Source organism: Dactylosporangium salmoneum, assembly GCF_039532525.1.
GTDB classification, from domain to species: domain Bacteria; phylum Actinomycetota; class Actinomycetes; order Mycobacteriales; family Micromonosporaceae; genus Dactylosporangium; species Dactylosporangium salmoneum.
Genome location: NZ_BAAARV010000056.1, coordinates 17,015 through 40,482 on the forward strand (window position 1 = coordinate 17,015; position 23,468 = coordinate 40,482).

21 protein-coding genes are annotated in these 23,468 nt (G+C 75.0%); 9 read left to right on the forward strand and 12 right to left on the reverse strand.

Going from position 1 to position 23,468, the window contains the following annotated elements; all coding sequences use genetic code 11:
• Nucleotides 1-110 precede the first annotated feature (110 nt).
• The 3 genes from ABD352_RS29665 to ABD352_RS29675 all read left to right on the forward strand — a co-directional run bounded on the left by ABD352_RS29665 (nt 111) and on the right by ABD352_RS29675 (nt 3,441).
• On the forward strand, nt 111-509 hold the full coding sequence (locus ABD352_RS29665) for a hypothetical protein (RefSeq protein WP_344615805.1): 399 nt from the start codon (nt 111-113) through the stop codon (nt 507-509).
• Nucleotides 506-1,978: a multicopper oxidase family protein gene (locus ABD352_RS29670; protein WP_344615806.1), complete on the forward strand. Its 1,473-nt coding sequence runs from the start codon at nt 506-508 to the stop codon at nt 1,976-1,978. Before ABD352_RS29665 ends, ABD352_RS29670 begins: the two co-directional genes overlap by 4 nt.
• 101 nt (nt 1,979-2,079) lie before the next feature.
• The gene (locus ABD352_RS29675; protein ID WP_344615807.1) at nt 2,080-3,441 is read left to right on the forward strand and encodes a DUF1996 domain-containing protein; all 1,362 of its coding nucleotides are present in this window, start codon (nt 2,080-2,082) and stop codon (nt 3,439-3,441) included.
• A gap of 1 nt (nt 3,442) precedes the next feature.
• Here the strand turns inward: ABD352_RS29675 and ABD352_RS29680 are convergent, their stop codons facing one another.
• The 4 genes from ABD352_RS29680 to ABD352_RS29695 are packed head-to-tail and all read right to left on the reverse strand — an operon-like array spanning nt 3,443 to nt 6,437.
• Complete coding sequence (locus ABD352_RS29680) at nt 3,443-4,003, reverse strand: carbohydrate-binding protein (protein WP_344615808.1); 561 nt, start codon at nt 4,001-4,003, stop codon at nt 3,443-3,445.
• Nucleotides 4,000-4,635 (reverse strand): response regulator, encoded by a 636-nt coding sequence (locus ABD352_RS29685; protein ID WP_344615809.1) that lies wholly within the window; start codon nt 4,633-4,635, stop codon nt 4,000-4,002. Before ABD352_RS29685 ends, ABD352_RS29680 begins: the two co-directional genes overlap by 4 nt.
• Entirely contained in the window at nt 4,632-5,789 is a 1,158-nt protein-coding gene (locus tag ABD352_RS29690; RefSeq protein WP_344615810.1) for a sensor histidine kinase, read from the reverse strand. Before ABD352_RS29690 ends, ABD352_RS29685 begins: the two co-directional genes overlap by 4 nt.
• 30 nt (nt 5,790-5,819) lie before the next feature.
• Nucleotides 5,820-6,437 (reverse strand): CG0192-related protein, encoded by a 618-nt coding sequence (locus tag ABD352_RS29695; RefSeq protein ID WP_344615811.1) that lies wholly within the window; start codon nt 6,435-6,437, stop codon nt 5,820-5,822.
• 56 nt (nt 6,438-6,493) lie between these two features.
• Here ABD352_RS29695 and ABD352_RS29700 point away from each other — a divergent pair, with 56 nt between their 5' ends.
• Nucleotides 6,494-8,695, forward strand: a complete 2,202-nt coding sequence (locus ABD352_RS29700) for a putative bifunctional diguanylate cyclase/phosphodiesterase (RefSeq protein ID WP_344615812.1) — start codon at nt 6,494-6,496, stop codon at nt 8,693-8,695.
• 190 nt (nt 8,696-8,885) lie between these two features.
• On the opposite strand, the gene ABD352_RS29705 is transcribed toward ABD352_RS29700, so the two are convergent.
• Entirely contained in the window at nt 8,886-9,617 is a 732-nt protein-coding gene (locus tag ABD352_RS29705; RefSeq protein ID WP_344615813.1) for an SDR family oxidoreductase, read from the reverse strand.
• Nucleotides 9,618-9,710: 93 nt separating this feature from the next.
• Between ABD352_RS29705 and ABD352_RS29710 the strand changes: the two genes are divergently transcribed.
• Nucleotides 9,711-10,562, forward strand: a complete 852-nt coding sequence (locus tag ABD352_RS29710; RefSeq protein WP_344615814.1) for a LysR family transcriptional regulator — start codon at nt 9,711-9,713, stop codon at nt 10,560-10,562.
• Here ABD352_RS29710 and ABD352_RS29715 read toward each other — a convergent pair.
• Genes ABD352_RS29715 through ABD352_RS29735 form a run of 5 tightly spaced genes read right to left on the reverse strand, consistent with a single transcriptional unit; the run spans nt 10,538 to nt 14,192 of the window.
• The gene (locus ABD352_RS29715) at nt 10,538-11,191 is read right to left on the reverse strand and encodes a response regulator (RefSeq protein ID WP_344615815.1); all 654 of its coding nucleotides are present in this window, start codon (nt 11,189-11,191) and stop codon (nt 10,538-10,540) included. The genes ABD352_RS29710 and ABD352_RS29715 overlap by 25 nt on opposite strands.
• The gene (locus tag ABD352_RS29720) at nt 11,188-12,228 is read right to left on the reverse strand and encodes a sensor histidine kinase (protein ID WP_344615816.1); all 1,041 of its coding nucleotides are present in this window, start codon (nt 12,226-12,228) and stop codon (nt 11,188-11,190) included. The genes ABD352_RS29715 and ABD352_RS29720 overlap by 4 nt, the downstream gene beginning before the upstream one ends.
• Nucleotides 12,225-12,404 carry a hypothetical protein gene (locus tag ABD352_RS29725; protein ID WP_344615817.1) on the reverse strand — a complete coding sequence of 60 codons (180 nt, stop codon included), beginning with the start codon at nt 12,402-12,404 and terminating at the stop codon, nt 12,225-12,227. The genes ABD352_RS29720 and ABD352_RS29725 overlap by 4 nt, the downstream gene beginning before the upstream one ends.
• Nucleotides 12,405-12,414: 10 nt before the next feature.
• Nucleotides 12,415-13,134 (reverse strand): response regulator, encoded by a 720-nt coding sequence (locus tag ABD352_RS29730; protein ID WP_344615818.1) that lies wholly within the window; start codon nt 13,132-13,134, stop codon nt 12,415-12,417.
• The gene (locus ABD352_RS29735) at nt 13,131-14,192 is read right to left on the reverse strand and encodes a sensor histidine kinase (RefSeq protein ID WP_344615819.1); all 1,062 of its coding nucleotides are present in this window, start codon (nt 14,190-14,192) and stop codon (nt 13,131-13,133) included. The genes ABD352_RS29730 and ABD352_RS29735 overlap by 4 nt, the downstream gene beginning before the upstream one ends.
• Nucleotides 14,193-14,355: 163 nt before the next feature.
• On the opposite strand from ABD352_RS29735, the gene ABD352_RS29740 reads away from it, so the two are divergent.
• From ABD352_RS29740 to ABD352_RS29750, 3 genes are read left to right on the forward strand one after another with little or no spacing between them, the layout of a single operon-like run.
• The gene (locus tag ABD352_RS29740) at nt 14,356-15,903 is read left to right on the forward strand and encodes an FAD-dependent monooxygenase (RefSeq protein WP_344615820.1); all 1,548 of its coding nucleotides are present in this window, start codon (nt 14,356-14,358) and stop codon (nt 15,901-15,903) included.
• Between the two features lie 4 nt (nt 15,904-15,907).
• Entirely contained in the window at nt 15,908-16,135 is a 228-nt protein-coding gene (locus tag ABD352_RS29745) for a hypothetical protein (RefSeq protein WP_344615821.1), read from the forward strand.
• Nucleotides 16,136-16,164: 29 nt separating this feature from the next.
• Nucleotides 16,165-17,118 carry a WD40 repeat domain-containing protein gene (locus ABD352_RS29750; protein ID WP_344615822.1) on the forward strand — a complete coding sequence of 318 codons (954 nt, stop codon included), beginning with the start codon at nt 16,165-16,167 and terminating at the stop codon, nt 17,116-17,118.
• A gap of 12 nt (nt 17,119-17,130) precedes the next feature.
• On the opposite strand, the gene ABD352_RS29755 is transcribed toward ABD352_RS29750, so the two are convergent.
• Entirely contained in the window at nt 17,131-18,261 is a 1,131-nt protein-coding gene (locus tag ABD352_RS29755; RefSeq protein WP_344615823.1) for a sensor histidine kinase, read from the reverse strand.
• On the reverse strand, nt 18,258-19,682 hold the full coding sequence (locus ABD352_RS29760; RefSeq protein WP_344615824.1) for a hypothetical protein: 1,425 nt from the start codon (nt 19,680-19,682) through the stop codon (nt 18,258-18,260). Before ABD352_RS29760 ends, ABD352_RS29755 begins: the two co-directional genes overlap by 4 nt.
• Before the next feature lie 135 nt (nt 19,683-19,817).
• Here ABD352_RS29760 and ABD352_RS29765 point away from each other — a divergent pair, with 135 nt between their 5' ends.
• Complete coding sequence (locus ABD352_RS29765; RefSeq protein WP_344615825.1) at nt 19,818-23,462, forward strand: PAS domain S-box protein; 3,645 nt, start codon at nt 19,818-19,820, stop codon at nt 23,460-23,462.
• The last annotated feature ends 6 nt before the right edge of the window (nt 23,463-23,468 follow it).

Below are 23,468 nucleotides of genomic sequence, written 5' to 3' on the forward strand. Positions count from 1 at the left end.
CCGGCCGCGCGTCGGGTCGGGGGCGTAGGCGCGACGTACTACCAGCGTGGTAGTGAAACGCGCCCGCGGTCTGACGACCGGGCCGCCGCGGCGGGGCAGCATGGCCGGGCATGAGCGAACGAACGGTCCACATGGTGATGCGGGGCACCACGGCGGCGCTCGCCGCGCTCGCCGTCGCGCAGGTGCTGCTGGCCGGCAGCTTCCTCAGCGGGCACTACGTCGCGCTGACCTGGCACATGACGGTCGGCTTCTCGATGGTGCTGCTCGCGCTGGTGCATCTGGTGGTCGCGCTGCTGCCGGGGCGGCGCAACCGGCCGGCCAGCCTGCTGCGCGAGGCGATCGCGCTGCCGCTGGTGCTGGCGCTGCAGGGGGTGCTCGGCGTGTTCCGGATCCTGGAGCTGCACGTGCCCTTCGGGGTGGCGATGGTGGTCGGGCTGACGCACGCGGCCGCCTGGGCCTGGCGCACCCCGCTTCCCGGGAACACCGACCGGGTCGAGGTGCCGGCATGAACGGACGAAAGGTGAACCGCCGGGCGGTGCTCGGGATCGGCGGGGCGGCGCTCGTGGCGGCCGGGCTCGGCTGGTCGATATTCGAGCCGAAGCGGCCCGGGAAGCTGCTGCGCAGCCGGGCGCCGCTGCCCAAGCCGTTCGAGGCGCGACTGGTCGTCCCGCCGGTGCTGCAGGGCGACCAGATCGTGCAGCGCGAGGCCGAGCTGCGGATCCTGCCGGGGCTGACGACCCGCGCCTGGACGTACAACGGCAGCTTCCCCGGCCCGACGGTGGTCTCCCGGTCGGGGCGGCCGGCGGCCGTGACCCACCGCAACCAGCTGTCCGAGGCCACCGTGGTGCACCTGCACGGCGGGCACACGCCGGCGGCCGCCGACGGGTACCCGATCGACTACCTGCTGCCGGAGACGGCGACCACCATGGCCCACCACGGCGACATGCCGATGGGGGACGTGGCCAAGGGGAGCCGGACGTACACCTACCCGATGGCCCAGCGCGCGGCCACCCTCTGGTACCACGACCATCGGATGGGGTTCACCGGGCCGGCCGTGTACCGCGGCCTGGCCGGCTTCCACCTGGTCCGCGACGACGAGGAGGACGCGCTGCCGCTGCCCCGGGGGGAGCGGGAGCTGCCGCTGATGATCACCGACCGGGCCTTCGAGGAGGACGGGTCCTTCCGCTATCCGGAGGGCGACGACGAGTACATGAACGGCGTCCTCGGCGACGTGGTGCTCGTCAACGGGCTGCCGTGGCCGGTGCACGAGGTCGACCCGGCCCGCTACCGGCTGCGGCTGCTCAACGCGTCCAACGCCCGGCGGTACCGGCTGGAGCTCGACCCGCAGCCGCCGGGCGGGCGCGCGTTCGTGCAGATCGGCAGCGACGGCGGGCTGCTGGAGAAGCCGGTCAGGCACGACACGCTCGAGGTGGCGCCGGCCGAGCGGTTCGACGTGGTGGTGGACTTCGGGCGGTACCGGCCGGGGACCAGGGTGCGGCTGGTGGACCGCGACGGCGGGGACGTCATGCGCTTCGACGTCACCGGCGGCGGGCGCGGGGACGACTCGGGGGTGCCGGACCGGCTCAGCGCCGGCGCCGGGCCGCTGCCGCCGGCCGTGCGCACCCGCACGTTCCGGTTCAACCGGGCCGCGAACGGCATGTGGCGCATCAACGACCTGGAGTACCGGCCGGGGCGGGCGCTGGCCCGGCCGCGGCTGGGGGAGGTGGAGCGGTGGCGGTTCGTCACCGACTTCCACCATCCGATCCACCTGCACCTCAACCACTTCCAGGTGGTCTCGCGCAACGCGGCCGAGCCCGGGCCGTACGACTCGGGCTGGAAGGACACCGTGGACCTGCGTGCGTCGGAGGCGGTCGAGATCGCGGTCCGGTTCACCGACTACACCGGCACCTTCATGCTGCACTGCCACAACCTGGAGCACGAGGACATGGCGATGATGGCCGACTTCACCGTGGAATGACCCAGGAATTGGGCCCCCGGCCTGGGTCTTCAGGCCCAGCCGGTCGGCCCTAGGGTGTGCGAGCCCTCACCACATTCACCAGCGTCAGTGGGGAGAATCTCGTGCGACATCTCAAAGGTCTCACCGTGGCGGCGGCCGCCCTCGTGGTCACCGCCGCCATGGTGATGACGACGGCCGGCGCCGCCACGTCGGTGACCGTTCAGGCGGAGGCGTTCGCCGCACAGTCGGGAGCGCAAGTGGAGACCACCGTCGACACCGGCGGCGGGCAGGACGTCGGCTACCTCGCCGACGGGGACTGGCTGCGCTACGACGGGGTCGACCTCGGCCCCGCCGGCGCGCTGAGCATCGCGGCCCGGGTCGCGTCGGCCGGCACCGGCGGGACGGGCACCATCGAGCTGCGGACCGGTTCGCAGACCGGGCCCCTGCTCGTCCAGTTCACGGTCGCGCCGACCGGCGGCTGGCAGTCCTGGGCCACGCTGACCGCCACCGCGGCGAGCCACCCGGTGGGGCCGCAGACCGTGTTCGCCGTCATGCGCAACACCACCGGCGGCCGGGACTTCGTGAACATCAACTGGTTCTCCTTCACGGCCGGGGCGACCGCGTCGACGCCGCCCGGATGGGTCAGCGTGGACCCCGCGAAGTGGAACGCGCAGCTGGCCGAGTTCCGGGCCATGGCGATGGACCCGGCGCCGGCGAACGCGGTGCGGGTGTCGGAGTTCAACGCCTCCTGCACCTACAGCCACTCGTACAAGGACGACCCCATCGTGTTCCCGGGGCTGCCGGGCGCCTCGCACATGCACAGCTTCATCGGCAACCACTCCACGAACGCGTACTCGACCGCCGACTCCCTGCTCGCCAACGCGGGGACGAGCTGCGCGCCGGCGCCGGACCTCTCGGCGTACTGGGTGCCGACGCTGTACGAGCACGGGGCGGTGGTCGAGCCCAAGGCCGTGGTCGTGTACTACGGCTCGCGGCTGAGCGACCCGACCGGCACCGTGCCGTTCCCGCAGGGCTTCCGGATGATCGCCGGGGACGCCAAGCTGCAGCAGGCGACGCCCGCCGGTTCGGTCAACCAGTTCTACTGCGCCGGGCCCGGCGGGGAGGTCGGGCGCAGCGCCGACGGGAACTGGCCGCTGTGCGCGCCCGGCGCGACGCTTATGTTCCAGCTGGTCTTCCCGGACTGCTGGGACGGCGTGCACCTGGACAGCCCGGACCACAAGTCGCACGTGGCGTACACGTACAACGGCGCGTGCGGCGGGGCCTACCCGGTGGCGATCCCGTCGATCTCGTTCCTGCTGGCCTACCCGGCGAGCGGGACGGCCGACGGGTTCACGCTGTCGTCCGGCATGGCCTCGTCGATCCACGGCGACGCGTTCCTCGCCTGGGACAACGCGGCCCAGGGGCACCGGGTGAAGAACTGCATCGTCCAGAAGGCCAAGTGCAACACGGCCGGCGACTTCTAGCTCAGCGCAGCTCGATGCGGTTGATGTCCGGCGCCGGTCCGTTCTCGTTGAAGAACCGGATCCAGCTGGTACCGCGGGGCAGGAACACGGTCAGCTCGGTGCGCGCCGGGATCAGGTAGTCGCCGGCCCCGGCCAGCGACATGGTGTGCACCGGGCCGTCGTTGACGGCGATCCGCAGCGTGCGCGGGTCCTGCGTCTCGTACACGATCGTCAGCGTCCGCTCGCCGGCGGCGGGCACGCCGGCCACCCGGATGGCGAGCGTGTTGGGTCCGCCGATGTACCCGACCCGCCGCCCGCCGTCACACGAAACGCAGTCGATGACGCGAGCCCCCTTCCGGAGGTTCGCGTCATCGGCCGCGTGCAGGCTGATCACGGCGAACGACGGCGAGGCGATAGCCGAACCAACCGGCGAAGCGACGGGCGAAGCGACGTCGGACGGCACGCCATGGGAAGGCGCGACCGGAACAGGCGACGGCATCACCATCGGCGGCACGATCGCGACCGTCACGGCCACCGCCACCGCGAGCGAGGACCAGCCCAGCCACCGCAGGGAACGGCTCAACTCCGGCCGGTCCAGCGCAGCAGGGCCTCCGACCGGTTGGTCACGCGCAGCTTGGCGTACGCGCGGTGCAGATGGTTCTTCACCGTCTTCTCGGTCAGCAGCAGCCGGTGCGCGATGGCCGCGTTCGACAGCCCCTCGGCCAGCAGGTCCAGCACGTCCTGCTCGCGCCGGGTCAGCCCGTACCGCGGCCGGGGCCGCGCGACCGGCCGCGCCCGCATCGACGCCGTCGCCACCGCGGCCGCCGCCGGGGAGAGCCAGCCGTAGCCCGACGCCACCGCGATGACCGCCCGGTGCAGCTCCCCGGGCGTGAACGCGCCGTGGATGAGGTACCCGCGGGCGCCGCCGTGCAGCATCCGGGCGATGAGGTCCGGGTCGGGGTCGCTGGTGAGGACCAGCACCGAGGTCAGGCGGGACAGGTCGGCCAGTACGGAGAGCCCGTCGGCGACCGGCATGCGGTGGTCCAGCAGCGTGACGGCGGGGGCGGCCCGCCGCGCCTCGGCGAGCGCCTCCAGGCCGTCGGCCGCCTCGCCGACCACGGCCACGTCGGCGGCCGAGTCGAGGTAGCCGCGCAGCGCGGCCCGCACGATCGGGTTGTCGTCGACGATCAGCACGTCGATGCACCGGTCGATCATGCCCGGGCCGGGGTGCGCAGCGGGATCGTCGCCCGGATGGACGTACCGGTGCCGGGTCTCGAAACGATTCGCAGGGAACCGCCGGCGGACCGGGCCCGCTCGGTCATGCCGAGGATGCCGTAGTGGTGCCGGGCGCGCAGGGCGGCCGGGTCGGGCGGCACGTCGAAGCCCCGCCCGTCGTCGTCGACGGTGAGCTCGACCACGCCGCCGCGGCCGCGGACCCGGACGGCGACCGAGGTGGCGGCGGCGTGCCCGGCCGCGTTGCGCAGCGCCTCCTGCAGGATGCGGCACAGCTCGTAGCGGACCGCGACCGGCGGGTCGAGCGGCTCGGCGTCCAGGCGCACCGGCACCCGGTCGGCGAAGCGTGCGCACAGGTCGGCGAGGGTGTCGCCGAAGTCGCGGTCCGGCTCGTCGGCGCGCAGGCCGTCGAGCAGGTCGCGGGCCTCCCGGGCGGCGGCCGCGGCGCCGGCGCTGACCGTGCCGGCGAGCCGCTCGGCGAGGTCGGGGTGGCGGCGCAGGCTCTGCGGCAGGGCGAGGGCGGCGAAGGAGACCCCGCGCAGCGTCTTGGCCACCGAGTCGTGCAGCTCGCGGGCCAGCCTGGCGCGCTCGCCGGCCGCGGCGGCCCGCTGCGCGGAGGCGACCACCCGCACGGACAGCTCGACGTGCCGGCGCAGCGCCGCGGTGGCGACGGCGGCCCCCGCGGCGGCCAGCACGCAGGCGATCGGGAACGCGAGCACGAACTCGGCGTGGTCGGGGGCGCCGGCCAGCACCCGGGCGGCGACGGCGTAGCCGAGGGCGGCGTGCGCGGCGCCGACGAGCACGGCCCGGGGCCCGAGCACGACGCCGGCCAGGGCGGACGCGCCGGCGGCGGCGCAGAAGTACGCGATGCCGGGGTCGGCGGCCAGCACGGCCAGGACGGCGAAGGTGTCGGCGAGCAGGACCGGGACGGGGTGGCGCACGACGTACGGGTTCCAGGCCAGCGCGGTCAGGCCGGCCGCGGTGGCCGCGGCGGCGGTGCCGGCGGCCAGCAGCGGCGGGCCCGGGTCGGCGGCGAGGCGCAGCCCGGTGCCCCCCGCGGTCAGCGTGGTGGCGCCGTTGCCGAGCAGCACGGCCCGCCCGAGGGCGGCGGGGGCTACCGCCCGGTCGACGGTCATGCCAGGGACTGTACCGACTTTCGGGACTTTTTAAATGTCACGAACTAGCGCCAGCGCCCGGTCGCCCCACAGCAGGGCCGGGCCATCGGCGTGCGGGCCGCCGTCGAGCACCCGGACCAGGGCGAGCTCGGGCCCGTCGGTGGTGATGACGGTCGGGTCGGCCTCCGCGACGGCGGTGACGGCCGTGATCGGCGGGACGGGCGTGCCGGCCGCGCCGGTGCCGCGGACCGACATCGCCGGGGTGCGCGGCTGCAGGGTGCCGTCGACCGAGATCTCCTCGCGGGCCTCGGTGCCGCCGGTGAGGACGGCGGCGGTGAGCGCGGCGGCGTAGACGGGGTCGCCGGCCGCGTCGTAGATCCAGCGCGTGCCCAGGACGGAGTGCTCGGCGGTGCCCAGCAGCCAGGCCTCGGCGCCGGCCAGGGGCGCGTCGCGGTACGTCAGCGGGACCTGGAACACCGGGCCGCCCTCCTCGGCCCGCACGAGGATGGTCTCGACGCCGACCGCGCCCGCGGGGTCGTCGAACCGGAACGCGGACACCCTGACCAGCTGCGGCTCGGCCGGCCCGCGGTACCAGGGGCGGGCGGGCAGCCAGGGGGCGAGCAGGTCGAGCTTGCCGGGAGTGAGATCGGCACGGTACAGCAGGGCCATGCCGGGATGGTACCGATCACCCTAAGACGGGCGCTGCCCCTGCCGATGTCGACCAGGTGCGGGACAGATGGTGGCTGTGGTGGCTCCTCGCCGGGACGGTGGCGGTCGGAGGCTACTTCCTGCTGCCCCAGGGCTCCCTGGCCAGAAGCGTCGCCTACGACGCGATCGGGGCCGTCTCCTCCGTCGCGATGCTCGCCGGGGCCCGGCGCACCGACCGGACCCGCCGGCTGGCCTGGATGCTGGCCGCGGCCGGCAACGGGCTGTGGTCCATCGGCGACTGGGTCTACACGTACTTCCAGTTCGGCGCCCACATCCAGCCGTTCCCGTCGCTGGCCGACGTCTTCTACCTGTGCGCGTACCCGTTCCTGCTCGGCGGCGTGTTCCTCCTCGGCCGCCGCCGCACCTGCGGGCCGGGCTGGCCGGCCGTGGTCGACGCGCTGATCTTCGCCACCGGCACCGGACTGGTGCTGTGGGCGTTCGTCATGCAGCCGATCGCCCACGACAGCGGCTCGCCGATCGCCACGCGGATCATCGCGCTGGCCTACCCGGCCGCCGACGTGCTGCTGCTGGTGCTGGTCGCCCGCCTGGCCGTCTCGGGCGCGGGCCGCGACGCAAGCACCCGCCTGCTCGTCACCGCGCTGTGCACGCTGCTGACGGCCGACATCGCCTACTCCGTCGTCAGCTCCCACACCGGCTACTCCGGCGGCCTGTTCGACGCCGGCTGGCTGCTGGCATACCTGTGCTGGGCGGCCGCCGCGCTGCACCCCTCGGTCCGGGCCGCCGTCGGCCCGCCCCGCGACGACGCCCTGCCGGCGGCGAGCGTGCGGCTGGCCGCGCTGGCCTGCTCGTCGCTGCTCGCCCCGGCGGTGCTGGTCGTCCAGGGCTTCTGGGAGCCGAACCACATCGAGTGGCTGGCCGTCGGGGTCTGCGCCGCCGCGCTGTTCCTGCTGGTCGTCGTGCGGATGGCGGGCCTGGTCCGGCAGGTGCGCCGGATGGCGCTGCGCGACGAGCTCACGGGGCTGGCCAACCGGCGGGCGCTGGAGGCCGGCATCCGCGCCGAGCTGGCCACCGGGCCGGCCGCCCAGGTGGCGCTCATCGACCTCGACGACTTCAAGGGCATCAACGACCGGCTCGGCCACGGCGTCGGCGACCGGCTGCTGACCGCCGTCGCCGAGCGGCTGACCCGGGTCGTGCGCCCGGGCGACACCGTGGCCCGGCTCGGCGGCGACGAGTTCGCCATCCTCATGCCGCGCACCCCCGCCGAGGTCGCCGACCGGATCGTGGCCGGCGTCGTCGCCTCGCTCGAGCAGCCGCTGTCCGCCGGGTCGCACCGGCTGCTCGTGCGGGCCAGCATCGGCGTGGCCGACAGCGCCGGCACCACCGACCCGTTCGAGCCGCTGCGCCGGGCCGACGTGGCCATGTACGCCGCCAAGGTCAACGGCGGGCGGCAGCAGCGGTACCTGCCGATCCTCGACGAGCGGGCCACCGAGCACGCCGAGCTCGGCGCGCAGCTGCGCACCGGGCTCGACGACGGGCAGTTCTTCCTGGTGTACCAGCCGATCGTGGAGCTGCCCGGGGGCCGCGTGTCCTCGGTGGAGGCGCTGGTGCGCTGGCGGCACCCCGAGCGGGGCCTGGTCAACCCGGTCGAGTTCGTGCCCGTCGCCGAGCACAACGGCCTGATCGTCGAGCTCGGCGCCTGGATCCTGCGGGAGTCCTGCGAGCGCCTGCAGGCGTGGCGGGCCGAGCTGGGCCCGGCCGCCCCCGAGCGGGTCAGCGTGAACGTCTCGGCCCGACAGCTGTCCGAGCCCGGCTTCCCGGCGTTGGTGGCGACGGTACTGCGCGAGACCGCCCTCCCCGCCGCCTGCCTGACGGTCGAGGTGACCGAGACGGCGGTCTTCGACAGCTCCACCGCGCTCGACGCGCTGCGCGCCGTGAAGGCCCTCGGCGTGCGGATCGCCCTCGACGATTTCGGCACCGGCCACTCGTCGCTGGGCCTGTTGCGCACCGCCCCCGTCGACGTGCTCAAGGTCGACAAGTCCTTCGTCGACGACGTGGCCGGCCCGGGGGAGCAGTCCGTGATCGCGACCGCCCTCATCGACGTGTCCAACCACCTCGGGCTGACCGCGATCGCCGAGGGCGTCGAGACGCACGAACAGGCCGACGCGCTGTACCGCATGGGCTACCGCTACGTGCAGGGCTACCTCTTCGGCCGCCCATCCGAGCGCCCCGACTTCGCCGCCCTGGCGCTGGCGGGCTAGCCAACTACCTCGACCCGGACAGGACGGTCCGAAGGCGGTTCGCGTCGCCGGTGAGGTTGCGGCGCACCAGGGGAGCGGCCAGGCGCTGCGGGCCGGGCACCGTCATGTGCAGTTCCAGGCGCACGGTCGCGTTCGCCGGGCACGGGCTGCACCGCGGCGAGCGCGGCCGCGCCCGACCAGGCCGCGCCTCCTACCAGGGAACCTCGCCGTCGTCGTCGAAGAACTTCCCGCTCGGGCCGTCGTCGGGCAGGGTGGCGAGCCGGATCGCGACCTGGGCGCCCTGTTCGGCGGTCCGGTAGCCGCGGAAGCCGTTGAGGTCGGTCGCGCAGAAGCCCGGGCACCCGGCGTTGATGAGGATGTTCGACCCGTGCAGCTCCTTGGCGTACTGCAGGGTCACGGCGTTGAGGAAGCTCTTCGAGGGCGCGTACGCCGCCGAGATCGGCCCCTGCCCCTCGCCGGGGCCGGCCGCCTCCTGCCGGGCCATCGACCCGACGCTGCTGGACATGTTCACGATCCGCGGCGAGGCGGAGCGGCGCAGCAGCGGCAGCAGCGCGTTGGTGACCCGGATGACGCCGATCACGTTGGTCTCCACGACGTCGCGCACCAGGCCGGGGTCGACCACGGTCGGCTCCTGCGGCCGCCCGCCCGTGATGCCGGCGTTGTTGACCAGCACGTCGAGCCGCCCGCCCCGCTCCTGCAGCAGCCGCGCCGCGGCGGCCACGCTCGCGTCGTCGGTGACGTCCAGCGGCACCCCGAACGCGTCCACGCCCGCCGCCCGCAGCTTGCCCACCGCCTCCTCGAGCCGCTCGGGGTCGCGGGCGCCGACGCCGACGCTCCAGCCCAGCGCCCCCAGCCCGGCCGCGATCTCGTACCCGATGCCCTTGTTCGCGCCGGTGACCAGCGCGATCGTCCGTTCGCTCATGGTTCGATCCTGGCCCCGTCCCCGTGCGCGGACCAACACCGTCTGGGTGCGCGGCGATACCGGACGGGTATGAATCCGCGCTACGGTGGCGGCATGGAGACGCGCGAGCTGCGGTACTTCGTCGCCGTCGCGGAGGAGCTGCACTTCGGCCGGGCCGCCCAGCGCCTCGGCATCGCCCAGCCCCCATTGTCGCGCGCGATCCGCCAGCTGGAGCGCCGCCTCGGCGTCACGCTGCTGGAGCGCACCAGCCGCGCGGTGGCCCTGACCGAGGCCGGAGCGGTCCTGCTGCGCGAGGGCCGGGCCGCCCTCGACGCGGTCGACGCCGCCGACCGCCGCACCCGCCGGGCGGCGTCCGGCGGGCCCGGTCTCGTGCTGGTCACCAAGGCCGGCGCGGCCGCCGACCTGCTGCCCCGGACGCTCGCGGGCTACGCCGCCCAGCCGGGCGCGGTCGCCGTCGACGTGCAGCTGTGCGGCATCGGCGAGCAGGAGCGGCTGCTGCGCGACGGCCGGGCCGACGTGGCGCTGCTGCACCTGCCGTTCGACTCGGTCGCCGGCTTCGACTACGAGGAGCTCGGCACCGAGGGGCAGGTCGCCATCGTGCCGGCCGGGCACCCGAGCGCCGCCCTGGAGAAGCTCACGATGGCCGAGGCGGCCGTGCTGCCGGGCCTGCCGCTGCCGCGCTGGCCGCACCGCGACGGCAGCTATCCGGACGGCCCCGGCCCGGAGGTGCGCGACAACGCGCAGCTGTTCCAGCTCATCGCGCTGGGCCGGGCGGCGGCGGTGCTGCCCGAGTCGGTCCGGCTGCACCTGCGCACCGACCTCGCCGCCGTGCCGGTGCCCGACGCGCCGCTGGTGACGACCGTGATCGCCTGGCCCGCGCACAGCCGCTCCCTCGCGGTGGCGGGGCTGGTGCGGGCCGCTCAGGCCACGATGCCGCGCCTGTAGGCGTAGACCACGGCCTGCACGCGGTCGCGGAGGTCCAGCTTGGTGAGGATGCGGGAGACGTACGTCTTCACGGTCTCCTGGCTGATCACCAGGGTCGCCGCGATCTCGGCGTTGGACATCCCGTCGGCGATGAGCCGCAGCACCTCCAGCTCCCGCGGGGTGAGCGGCACCCCGGCGGAGCGGTCCTCGGCCGGGCGGATGCGGGTGGCGTAGCGGCCGACCAGCTGCCGGGTCACCTCCGGGGCGAGCAGGGCGGCGCCGCCGGCCACGGTGCGGATACCCTGCAGCAGCTGGGCCGGGGGCGCGTCCTTGAGCAGGAAGCCGCTCGCGCCGGCCCGCAGCGCCTCGTAGACGTACTCGTCCAGGTTGAACGTCGTCACCACGAGGACCTTCACCGGGTCGGGCACGCCGGCCCCGGCCAGCTCCCGGGTCGCCCCGATCCCGTCGAGCACCGGCATGCGCACGTCCATGACGACGACGTCCGGGCGCAGCCGCCGGGCCAGGTCGACCGCGGCCCGCCCGTCCCCGCACTCGCCGACCGCCTCCAGGTCCGGCTGCGCGTCGATGATCGTGGTGAACCCGGCCCGGATGAGGGCCTGGTCGTCGGCGACCAGCACCTTGATGCTCATGCCGGGATCCTCGCGCTCACGACGAAGCCCTCCGGCTCCGGGCCCGCTCGAAAGTCCCCGCCGAGCGCCTCGACCCGCTCCCGCAGCCCGGCCAGCCCACGGCCTCCGCCGCCGATGTGCTGCACGGACGGCCCCTCGGTGCTGATCCACACGTGGGCCTCCGCCGGGCCGTGCTGCACGCGGACGGCGGTGGGCCTCCCGTGGGCGTACTTCATGGCGTTGGTCAGCGCCTCCTGCACCACCCGGTACAGCACGACGGAGGACCGGGGCGTGCCGTCCTGCGTGAACTCCACCGGCTGGCCGGAGCGGCGGGCCTGCTCGACCAGGGCGTCCAGCTCCCCGCCGTGCTCGGGGTTGAGCAGGTCGAGCAGGTGCCGCAGGTCGGCGATCGCGCCGCGGCCGGTGTCGCTGACCGCGGCCAGGGCGGCGTCGAGCCGGTCGGGGGCGGCGGTGAGGTACCGCGCCGCCTCCGCCTGCACCACCATCGCCGTCACGTGGTGGGTGACCACGTCGTGCAGGTCGCGGGCGATGCGCGCGCGCTCCGCGGCCCGGGTCGCCGCGGCCTCCGCCTCCCGGGCCCGCCGCTGCCACGCCCCGACGAACCAGGGAATGGTCAGCACCAGATAGAACGTCGCGAACCCGGTGACCCCCTCGGTCGCCCCGAGCCGGTCCAGCGCCACCGCCAGCGGCAGGTAGGCCGCCGAGGCCGCCGCCGCGACCGCCCGCCGGTGCCGCCGCAGGTGCGCGCCCGCGCTGAACAGCGCGATCGGCAGCGCCAGGCCCGACGCCAGGTGGTACGCGAGCAGCTGGTCCACCGCGAAGCCGGCCCCGGTCAGCGCGAGGCAGACGGCCGGCCACCGGCGGCGGACCACCAGCGGCAGGCACTCCAGCGCGATCACCGCCAGCGCCGCCGCGTCGAGGGGCCGGGTCGGCAGGTCGCCCACCTGCGTGCCGTGCCCGCGCAGCACCGGCACCACCGAGGCGACGACGATGGCCAGCGCCAGCGCGCCGTCGCGGTACCGCCGCAGGTCGATCACCGGGCGAGCGTAGCGCCGACGCGCCGCACCACCCACCGGTACGCGGCGATCGTGGCGATGGCGGTGGCCACGCCGAGGATCAGCGTGAGCCACGCGTGGCCGTCCACGGCGGCGACGGCCAGGCTCCCGGCCAGGGAGACGACGACGATGGTCCCGAATTGCAGCAGCAGTCTCATACGTTGAACGCTATGGATTCCCGGGCCCCGGATCGTCACCGCGCGGTGGACAGTTGCCCGTAGCTCGCTCGGGGGACCAGCGCACGTCGCCGGCGATCCCGTGTTCCCATGCCCACGCCGCGATCTCCACCCGGTTGCGCAGCCCCAGCTTGGTCTGGATCGCCGACACGTGGCTCTTCACCGTGCTCAGCGAGATGAAGAGCCCGGCCCCGACCTCCTGGTTGGTCCGCCCCCGCGCGATGAGCCGCACGACCTCGACCTCCCGCCCGGACAGCCGCGCGTCGGTCGCGGCGGCCCTCCCCGGCGTTCTCAGGTGCTTCAGGAGTCGTACGGTGATCGACGGCGACACCAGCGCATCGCCCGCGTGCGCGGCCCGCACCGCCTCGACCAGCAGCGCCGGCCCGGCGTCCTTGAGGATGAACCCGGCGGCGCCCCCGCGCAGCGCGCCGTACACGTACTCGTCCAGGTCGAACGTGGTGACCACGATGACCCGCAGCGGCTCGGCCACGCCCGGGCCGGCCAGCGCCCGGGTCACCTCCAGCCCGTCGAGCCGGGGCATGCGGATGTCGACCAGGCACACGTCGGGCCGCAGCCGCCGGGCCGCCTCGATCGCCTCGACGCCGTCGCCGGCCTCGGCCACCACCTCGATGTCGTCCTGGTCCTCCAGGATCATCCGCAGCCCGCCGCGGACCATCGCCTGGTCGTCGGCGAGCAGCACCCGGATCGTCATGCCGGGATCCGCGCCTCGACCTTGAACCCGGCGTCGAGCGTGCCGCCGAGCGCCTCGACCCGCTCCCGCATCCCGATCAGCCCGTAGCCCGCCTTCTCCGGCGTCCCGTTGTCGGCCACCTCGACGGTCACCACCCCGTCGCGCTGCCGGACCTGCACCGTGACCGCCGTCGCCGACCGCGCGTGCCGGGCCACGTTCGTCAGCGCCTCCTGCACGATGCGGTGCACCGTGCCGGCCAGCTCCGGCGGCCAGGCGCTCGGGTCGGCGTCCAGCTCCAGGCGGACCGGCTGCTGGTCGAACCGGCCGGTCAGGGCCTCGAGGCTCTCCGTGCCGTCACTCGTCGGCGCCGCGTCGCCCTCGTCGCGCAGCAGCCCGACCACCCGCCGCATCGCCGTGAGCGCCTCCGACCCGGCGGACTCGATGCCGGCGACCGACTCCTCGAGGCGCTCCGGCCGCCGCCGGGCCACCACCCGGGCCGCCTGCGCCTGCACCACGATCCCGGTCACGTGGTGGGCCACGACGTCGTGCAGCTCCCGGGCCAGGGCGAGGCGCTCCTCCCGCCGGACCGCGTCGATGGCCTCGCGCCGCCGCTGCCGGCCGTGCTTCTGCAGGAGCCCGATCCCGGCCCCGGCGACCCAGGCCAGCACGTCGGCCACGGCCACGACGGCCGCGCCGCCGGAGGCGGCATGCGCGGAGACGATGGGCCCGACGGCCAGCACCGCCAGGGCCGCCCCGGCGATCCCCGCCGCCCTCGGCGTGTCCAGCCGCCGCACCGCCGTGGCCACCAGCGCGGCCAGCCCGATCGCCAGGCCCGGCTGCGGCTCGACCGGCCAGCCTTCGACCCGGGCCAGGACCACCGCCACGGCCGCGATGCCGATCCCGGCCACCGCCGCGGCCACGGGATTCGCCCGGGGGACGAGCGCGAGCGCCAGCACCAGCGCCCCGGCCACCAGCCCGGGCACCCAGGAGAGGCCGCCCCAGCTTGCCGCCAGCGCGAACGCCGTGCCCGCCAGCACCAGCCCGGCCCCCGCCGCGATCCCGATCCGTTCCACCGTCACGGTTCCAGGCTACGGACGGCCCGGCCTCCCCGAACCGGCCGAAAGAAGGGCTTTTCACGGAGCCGGGGCATCCGAACGGCGGGTGAACGGACCGTACCGGCACGACGGCTTGGGGCCGAAAGGTTGTACCCCTTGATCACCGTGAGTCACAACAATCTGCCTCGTGGTTGCTGAAGCGGTACTGCGAACCCCCGTGCTGGTGGTCGGGGCGGGCACGGCCGGCGCCGTCCTGGCCCTGGAGCTCGCCCACCACGGCGTGCCGTGCACCGTGCTGGAGCGGGCACCCGGCCTGCCCCGCCACGACGACGTGGACCGCCTGGGCGGGCGCAGCATGGAGCTGCTGCGCCGCCTGTCGCTGGCCGCGCCGATCCGCCGCGCCGGCGTCGACCCGGACGCCGCCACGGACGTCGTCTGGAGCCCCGGCCTGGACCGCCCGCCGGCCCTGATCGCCCAGCGCCCCTCGGTCAACCAGCTCCGCCGGCGCTACGCCACCGTCAACGACGGCACCGCCCCGGCCGAGCACCACCAGGAGATCTTCGGCACAGCGCTCGCGCAGCTGCTGCGCTCCGCCCTGCGCGCGTCCCCGCTCGTCGACCTGCGCGAGGGCTGGACCTGCACCGGCGTCACCATCTCCGAGGACGCCGCGACCGCCACGGCCCTGGACGCCCGCGACGGCACCGAGCACCGGCTGCGGGCCCGCTTCCTGGTCGGCTGCGACGGCGCCCAGAGCACGGTCCGCGAGGCCGCGGGCATCGGGCTGGACGGGCTGGCGCCGGCGGTGACGTACCGCGGGATCCATTTCCGCAGCAAGGACCTCGCCCTGCGCTCCCGCGGCCCCGGCCTGTCCACGCTGGTCGTCGGCGCCCTCATCCTGCTGTCCCGCGAGGAGCGCGACGTGTGGCTGGCCCACGTCCCGTCCCCGTCCGGCGACCCGGCCCAGGCGCTCGCCGCCGCGCTGGGCGCCGGCATCGAGCCCTCGGAGGTCCTCGGCGTGCGCGAGTGGACCGACGCCCTGGAGGTCGCCGCGTCGTACCGGAGCGGCGTCGTGTTCCTGGCCGGCGAGGCGGCCCACCGCTTCCACCCGGCCGCCGGCTCCCCGGACACGTCCGTCGCCGACGCGGTCAACCTGGGCTGGAAACTCGCCGCCGTCCACCACGGCTGGGGCGGCCCGGCGCTGCTGGACAGCTACGAGGCCGAGCGCCGCCCGTGCGCCCTGATGGACCGCGAGCTGCTGTCCCGCGTCCTGGAGTCCCGCCGCCGCTTCGGCCGCCTCTCCTCGGCCGGCGCGCCGCAGGAGTACCTGGCCGGGTTCCTGCGCCACGAGCCGCCGCCCACCGAGGACCTCGGCGGCCGGTACGCCTCCTCGCCCGTCGTCTGGCCCGAGCGCGGCGCCCCGCACGGCACCCCGAGCACCTTCCCGGGCGGCCGGCCGCCGTCGCTGCGGCTGGCCGACGGTTCACAGCTCTTCGACCACCTGACCCCGGGCCTCACGCTGGTCGACCTGACCGCGGACGCCGCCGGCGCCGCACTGTGCGAGGCCGCCCGGGCGATGCGCATCCCGATGACCCACCTGCCCCTGACCGACGACTTCGCCCGCGCCGGCTGGGGCCGCCGCCTGGTTCTGATCCGCCCCGACCACCACGTAGCCTGGCGCGACGACACGGCACCGGACAACTGGCTGCCGATCCTGAACCACATCCGAGGCACGTGATGCTGTGTCCACGCGTCTCGCGGCATTCGCCCCGGCTCAAGCCCGCCGAATCATGGCGCTGCGCCGCCGCATCCTTGTCGGCCAGTACGACTCGTGGGGCGGGCCGGCGCTCGCCGGGGCGTGGGCCGTCCATGCGCTCGGCGGGCTCGGGTTCCGGCCCCTCGTCGCCTGGCTGCTGCGCGGCTACGCGGCCCCCTGGCCGCACCTCGCCGGAAGGACACCGCAGCGCTAGCACCGAGTACGAGTCCATAGGCTGGACGCATGCGGCGCATCGAGACTGAACGACCGGTCGTCTCGCTTCACTGGGCCGAAGGCGAGCCCGTGGACCTCATCGACGGGGCGGCGGGGCGGTCGTACCGCGGGCGGTTCGACCAGGTCGTCGTGTCGCCGTCCGGGCGGTACAGCGTCATGTACGCCGAGCGCGGCACCGCCGGGCTCCTGCTGCGCGACGGCGAGCCGCTGCGCGAGCTCATCCGGGCCGAATACAGCGCCGAGGACTACGACTATCCGGTGGCGGTCGGCGTGCTCCCCGACGGCCGGGAGGTGGTGGTGCACTGCCCGGAGGAGTACAACGTGCTGCGCATCGACGACGCCGAGACCGGACGGCCGCTGCTGAGCGGGGATCGCCGGCCGATGGACGTCTTCCACTCGCGGCTGGCGATCAGCCCCGGCGGGCGGCATCTGCTCGCTGCCGGGTGGTACTGGCATCCGTACGGCGTCTGCATGGTCTTCGACCTGCGGCAGGCGCTCGACGACCCGGCGGTGCTGGACGACGGCGGCGTCATGCCGATCGACGCCGTCGATGCCGAGGTCGAGTCGGCCTGCTGGTTGGACGCGGACCGGCTCGTCGTCGCGACCACGCTCGACGGGCCCCGCGACCGCGGCGTCGAAGGCGCGCTAGGGTCCGGACACATCGGCGTCTGGTCGATCGGCGCCGGGGCCTGGACACACCGCGCAACTCTCGACCGCCCGGCCGGCACGATGCTGCCCTGCGGCGACCGGGTCGTGGCCCTGTTCGGGCACCCGCGCGTGCTGGACCCCACTACGGGCAAGGCCCTCGCCGAGTGGCCCGACGTCGACTCGGGCACGAAGAGCGGCAGCTACGGCGTCACGCACGTGCCCACCCCGATCGCTGCCGTGGACCCGGACGGGCGCCGGCTGGCGGTCGCGCAGTCCTACGGCGTCGCGGTGGTCGACCTGCCGCCGGCTGGATGACCGGGGCGGTGGCTACGGTACGGCGCGGCGCTCCGGCGCCAGGGTGAAGCGGAAGACGGCGCCGGGGTCGGTGTCGGCCCAGATGCGCCCGCCGTGGCGCTGGACGGCGCGCTGGGCGATGGCCAGGCCGATGCCGTTGCCCTGCGGGGTGCCCGGGATGGGCGGGTGCAGCTTCTGGAACGGTTCGAAGAGCTGGTCGGCCAGGCGCGGGTCGAAGCCGGGCCCGTCGTCGCGCAGCACGAACACGGTCGGGCCGCCGGGGCGCTCCTGGGTGAGCTGGACCCGGCCGGCGGCGAACCGCCAGGCGTTGCGCAGCAGCTGCTGCAGCAGGAGGTGGGTCAGCGGGGCGTCGCAGTTGGCCCGCAGGTCCGGGGTGATGTCCAGGACCACGCCGCGGTCGGGCAGCTCGGCGACGATCGAGGCGGCCATGGCGCTCAGGTCGACCGGGGTGCGGCGCATGGGGGCCTGGGTGACGGCGAGCAGGGTGTGCAGGTCCTCGCTCAGCGCGGTCATGCGGGCCACGTCGGCGCGGATCCGCTCCAGCGCCGGGCGGGCGGCCGGGTCCAGGTCGAACCGGGCCAGCTCGCCGGTGGCGTCGCGCAGGTCGAGCAGCGGGCGGCGCAGGTCGTTGGACATGGCGTTGGCGATCGTGTCCAGCTGGCGGGTCACCGACTCCAGCTCGGCGTCGCGCTGCAGCATGCGGTGCTCGAGCTCGGCGTTGAGGTCGCTGACCCGCTCCTCGGCGCGCTTGCGGGCGGTGATGTCCGTGGAGATGCCGCACACGGCGTAGGCGGCGCCGGAGGAGTCCATCAGGGGGAACTTCACCGTGATGTACGTGTGCGGGCCGTCGTCGCCGGGGGCGATCTCCTCGAGCTGGATGGGGGCGCCGCGGCGGACGGCCTGCAGGTCGTTGGCGCGGAAGGCGTCGGCGATCTCGGCGGGGAAGAGGTCGTGGTCGGTGAGGCCGACGATGTTCTCGCGGCGCACGTCGAACAGGCGCTCGTACTCGCGGTTGACCAGCATGTACCGGCCGTCCGGGTCGCGCATGTAGACCACCGCGGAGGTGTGGTCGATCAGCGCCAGCAGCTGGTCCGTGCCGACCCGCGGATCGTGCCGAGCCTCGGCCGGGGCGTCCGTACTCAAGAATCGACCTCCGCGCTCACGTGGGCATCCGCGGCGACGAGGCCGTCCCCTCCGCCGAGGCGCGGGCGGGGCACCGGCCACTCGGTGTCGTGCCAGCGGCCGGCCCGCACGAAGCCCGCGGTGCACGGCAGGGTCTCCGCGGCGGACAGGCCCTCGCCGCCGAGCAGCGCGGTCACGCCGGCCCGCGCCTCCAGCTCCGGCAGCGGCAGGGCGCGCAGCGCGGACAGGCGGTGCTGCTGGCGGACCCGGGTGAGGTGGCGCAGCGCGGACTCGTCCATGCCCGTCGTGCCGCGGCGGTTGGACACCACGCCGGTGTCCCCGTGCCCGGACCGGTCGCGCTCGGCCTGCGGGCCGAACAGGAACCGCCGAGCCAGCAGGAGGTGTACGCCGGCCACGCGGGCGTGGGCCTGCTGCGCGACGAACAGGGCGGCCAGTACCGGATGATCGTCTACCAGACCGCGCAGCTGGGGCACGGTCAGGCCGGTCAGGCCCGCCGGCCGCCCGCAGCGGGTCAGCACCAGGTCCGGGACGGCGGGCTGGTCCTGCACCTCGGCGAGGCGGGCGCGCTCGTCGTCGAGCAGGCCGGGCAGCAGGCGGCGGATGTGGTCGCGGTACCCCAGCGGGTCCACGCCCAGACGCAGGTCGCGCTCGATCGCCTCCGGGTCCAGCGCGCCGCTCGGCGGCACGTCGCCGGGGCGCCAGTGCACCGCGAACTGGCGGAACACGTCGAGGAAATGCCCGACGCCCAGGCCCTCGGCGGGCGGGAGGGCGGCGAAGTCGGCGTTGAGCCGGCGCATCCCTTCGAGCAGGACGGCGGCCGAGGCGAGGCGGTCCACGGCCTCCGGGCCGGCGGGGTCGACGCCGCCGGTGACGATCGGGTCCAGGGTCTCGTTGACCGCCCGTTCGTACGTCTCGGAGAGCTTGATCAGCTCGAAGAACCTGGTCTCGTCGATGGCGCCGGTGTACGTGCGCAGCGCGCCGTCCTCGAAGGCGCTGGGTAGGCCGGCCAGCCGGGCGCCGTGCCAGCGCACCTCGGTCGGGGGCAGGTTCCAGCGGGTCAGCGACGCGTAGGTGTCCCGCGGCGGATGGCCGGTGCCGGTGTGCCCGGCCAGCGCGGCGAACCCGTCGAGGAAGCCGGGCAGCTCGGCGAACGCCGCCTCCGGCGCACGCTTGTGGGCCGGGTCGCGCTCCTGGTGATGGCGGGCCAGGCCGGCACCGACCAGCCCGAGCAGCACCACGAGCCGCCGGGCCTCGTCCGGGCCGGGCCCCGGCGACGGGCCCCCTGGCAGCGCGGCGGCGACGGCCGCGGCGGCCTCGCGCGGAAACGCCTCGGCGGGCCGCGTGCCCCGGAGGATGTCCCGGTTGAGCGCGGTCATCGGGCCGAGCACCCAACGGTTCAGCGCGTCGTCGGCGGTGCCCACGACCTGAACGTACACCCAAAGTAATCATGGGGTGACTCGTTCGGCCGCGACTTCAACCGTTCGCGTTTCGCCTCAGCTTCGCCCGGCCGGGGACGATTGGCCGGGTGCCAGATTCGTAGAAGTCTTGGAGCCGTCGTGGTGCAACAGTCCCAGCCCCGTCGGGACGCGTACCCCGATTACCCGGACGAGACCGTCGCGGAGCTGGATCGACTGCGGCACGTGCTGGCGGACGCGCCGGACGCGTTCGTCTCGCTCGACGAGGGCGGGTGCGTCCTCGAATGGAACGCCGCGGCGACCCGGATGACCGGCTGGCGGGCCGACGAGGTCATCGGGCGACCGTTCGCCGGGACGCTGCTGCCGGCCGAGTACCGTGCTGGGCTCCTGGCCCGGCTGGCCCGCTTCCTGCGCGCCGACGGCGCGGAACCGTCCGCCGCCGAGCCGGTCGAGCTGGAGCTGGTGCACCGCGGCGGCCATCGCGTGCCGGTGGAGGCGACGGTGTGGCCGGCGTGGCGCTACGGCCGCTGCTACGCCTTCCTGCGCGACGTGCGCGACCGTCGCGAGACCGCGCAGCAGAAGGCCTTCCTCGGGGCCGTGCTGGAGAACCTCTCCGACGCCGTGGTGGCCTGCGACGGCGCCGGCGAGCTGACGGTCTTCAACCCGGCGGCCGAGCGGATGCACGGCCTGCCCGCCGAGCCGCTGCCGCCGCAGCGGTGGGCGGAGCGGTACGACCTGCTGAACCCCGACGGCACGCCGATGCGCACCGAGGACGTGCCGCTGTTCCGGGCCCTGCACGGCGAGCCCGTGGCCGGCGTGCCGATCCTCATCGCCCCGCGCGGGCAGCCGGTGCGCAGCGTGGTGGCCAGCGGCCGGCAGCTGCGCGACGAGCGCGGCCGGGTGCTCGGCGCCGTCGTGTCGATGCGCGACGTCGGCGCGGCGGCCGCCGCCCAGCAGCGGGCCGAGCGGCACAACCGCGCGCTGGTGGCCACCATCGAGGCCCAGCGGGCGGTGACCGCGGCCGTGCACGACCGGGCCGAGGTGCTGCGGGTCGTCGCCGACCGGGCGGTGGCCGCGTTCCCCGCGGCCGACGGGGCGGTGGTGGAGCTGCTGGTGACCGGCGACGCGCTGGAGTACGCGGCGGCCGCGGGCACCCTGCAGCCGCACGTGGGCACCGTGCTGAAGCTGGCCGGGTCGCTGTCCGGGCTGGCCATGGCCGCCGGCGTCACGGTGCGCTGCAGCGACACCGGGCACGACGCGCGGGTCAACGCCGAGGCCTGCCGGCGCACCGGGATCGGGTCGATGTGCATCGCGCCGCTCTACGCCGCCCAGCAAGCGATCGGCGTGCTCAAGGTGTCCAGCCGGACGCTGCGGGCGTTCGACGAGGCCGACGAGCAGCAGCTCGAGCTGCTCGCGGCCAGCCTCAGCGGTGCGCTGCGCCACGCCGAGGACTACGGGCACAACGCGCGGCTGCTGCAGGAGCGCACCGAGGCCCTCGCCGCGCTGGAGGTCTCCGAGCGGCGGTTCCGGCTCAGCTTCGACAACAGTCCCGTCGGGATGCTGCTCATCGACCTGCGCCCCGCGAAGATGGGACGGTTCCTGCAGGCCAATCCGATGATGTCGGAGATCACCGGGTACCGCCACGACGAGCTGACGGCGATGACCTACGCCGACCTGGCGCACTCCGACAACCTCCCCGACATCGAGACCACGATCGACAAGCTGACCAGCGGCGGGATCGAGACGGCGACGGTCGAGCGGCGGTACCGGCACAAGACGGGCCGTACGACATGGGTCACCGCCCGCGTCGGGGTCATCCGCGACACGACGGGCCGCCCGTCCTCCCTCGTCGCCCAGATCGAGGACATCACCCAGCGCCGGGCCGCCCAGGCGCGGCTCGAGCAGCAGGCGCGGCTGCTGCAGCTGATCCCGGCCCCGGTCATCGTGCACGACCTCGACGGCACCGTGCGCTCCTGGAACGACGGCGCCGAGGCCACCTACGGCCACCGCGCGGACGCCGCCGTCGGCCGGCGCATCCACGAGCTGCTCGCCCTCGACGAGCGCGACGGGACCGCCACCGCCGTCACCGCCGCCCTGCTGCGCGACGGGCACTGGACGGGCGAGCTGACGTACCGCGGCGCCGACGGCCGCACGATCACCGTCCTGAGCCGCCAGGTGCTGCACCGCGGCCTGGCCGACCCGGACGACCTCGACGAGTTCGACACGCCGGGCGGCACCGGCCAGCGCGCCGCCGTGCTGCAGGTCGACACCGACATCACCGCGCTGCGCGCCGCCGAGCAGGCGGTCAGCGCCAGCGAGCAGCGCCTGCGGGCCCAGTTCGTGTACTCGGGCGCCGGCCAGGTGCTGCGCGCCCCCGACGGCACGTGGCTGGAGGCCAACCCCGCCTTCGCCGCGATGCTCGGCACCACCCCGGACCGGCTCGTCGGCATGAACGTCAACGACCTCATGCACCCCGACGACCTGCCGGGCAGCATGGCCAACGTCTCCGCCCTGCTGGCCGGCGACGTCGAGTCGGTCACCAGCGAGGGCCGCCTGCACCGGGTCGACGGCGGCTGGATGGACTACCACAGCACCATCTCGGCCGTCCGCGACGCCGCCGGCCGCCCGCTGTACCTCGTCGTGGTGGTCACCGACATCACCGACCGCCGCAGCGCCGAGCGGGCCCGCGACGCCGCCGCCGCCCAGCTGGCCCAGCGCAACGTCGAGCTGGCGGCCGAGCGGGCGTACCTCAACGAGATACTCGACATCATCAACGTCTACGTGATGACGTGCGACCGCGACGGCAACCTCGTCCACCTCAACCGGGCCGGCCGCTCGGTGCCGGTGGGCCCGCCCCCGACCCGCATCGAGCACCTGCACCGGGTCGCCCCCGCCGGCCTGGACCCGGCCCCGGACAACCACCCCCTGGCCCAGGCCCTGCGCGGCGAGGTCATCGAGGCCGCGCAGATGGTCCTGCACGCCGACACCGGCCGCGACCGCGCCCTCATCGTCGACGCCCGCCCCCTGCAGGACCCCGACGGCCGCCCCGCCGGCGCGATCTGCACCGCCTTCGACGTCACCGCCCTGCGCGACCGCGAGGCCGAACTCGCCGGGTTCGCCGGCGTCGTGGCCCACGACCTCAAGAACCCGCTCACCGGCATCATCGGCTTCGCCGAGATGGCCGCCGACCTGCTGGACGAGGCCGGCACCGGCCGTGGGCTGGGCACCGCCGCCCGCTACGTGACCCGGGTCAAGGAGAACGCCCAGCACATGGACCAGCTGATCGACGACCTGCTGGCCTTCGCCACCGCCCGCGACGCCCCGCTGCGCCCGGGCTGGGCCGACCTGTCGGCCATGGTGAACCACATCGTCATGGTCCGCACCGGCCACCTCCCGCCCCCGGACCGCCCCGACATCGCGGCCGCGGACCTGCCCACGGTGTGGGCCGACCCGGGCATGCTGCGCCAGGTGCTCGACAACCTCGTCGGCAACGCGGTGAAGTACACCCGCCCGGGCAGCCGCGCCGAGGTCACGGTGTCGGCCGAGCGCGGCCCCGCACAGGTGTGCATCCGGGTGGCCGACCGGGGCATCGGCATCCCGGCCGACCAGCGCCAGAAGGTCCTGTCCCAGTTCCACCGCGCCCACACGAGCCAGGGCTACGCCGGCACGGGCCTGGGCCTGGCCATCTGCCAGCGCGTGATCGACCGCCACGGCGGCACCATCGAGATCGCCGAGAACCCGGGCGGCGGCACCCTCGTCACCGTCACCCTGCCCCAGCCGTCCTGACCATCC

What these genes read in the sequence shown, in the direction of transcription:
- ABD352_RS29665 (WP_344615805.1), top strand. Translation starts at nt 111, where the DNA reads ATGAGCGAACGAACGGTCCACATGGTGATGCGGGGCACCACGGCGGCG.
- ABD352_RS29670 (WP_344615806.1), top strand. Translation starts at nt 506, where the DNA reads ATGAACGGACGAAAGGTGAACCGCCGGGCGGTGCTCGGGATCGGCGGG.
- ABD352_RS29685 (WP_344615809.1), bottom strand. Translation starts at nt 4,635, where the DNA reads ATGATCGACCGGTGCATCGACGTGCTGATCGTCGACGACAACCCGATC.
- ABD352_RS29690 (WP_344615810.1), bottom strand. Translation starts at nt 5,789, where the DNA reads ATGACCGTCGACCGGGCGGTAGCCCCCGCCGCCCTCGGGCGGGCCGTG.
- ABD352_RS29695 (WP_344615811.1), bottom strand. Translation starts at nt 6,437, where the DNA reads ATGGCCCTGCTGTACCGTGCCGATCTCACTCCCGGCAAGCTCGACCTG.
- ABD352_RS29705 (WP_344615813.1), bottom strand. Translation starts at nt 9,617, where the DNA reads ATGAGCGAACGGACGATCGCGCTGGTCACCGGCGCGAACAAGGGCATC.
- ABD352_RS29710 (WP_344615814.1), top strand. Translation starts at nt 9,711, where the DNA reads ATGGAGACGCGCGAGCTGCGGTACTTCGTCGCCGTCGCGGAGGAGCTG.
- ABD352_RS29715 (WP_344615815.1), bottom strand. Translation starts at nt 11,191, where the DNA reads ATGAGCATCAAGGTGCTGGTCGCCGACGACCAGGCCCTCATCCGGGCC.
- ABD352_RS29725 (WP_344615817.1), bottom strand. Translation starts at nt 12,404, where the DNA reads ATGAGACTGCTGCTGCAATTCGGGACCATCGTCGTCGTCTCCCTGGCC.
- ABD352_RS29730 (WP_344615818.1), bottom strand. Translation starts at nt 13,134, where the DNA reads ATGACGATCCGGGTGCTGCTCGCCGACGACCAGGCGATGGTCCGCGGC.
- ABD352_RS29750 (WP_344615822.1), top strand. Translation starts at nt 16,165, where the DNA reads ATGCGGCGCATCGAGACTGAACGACCGGTCGTCTCGCTTCACTGGGCC.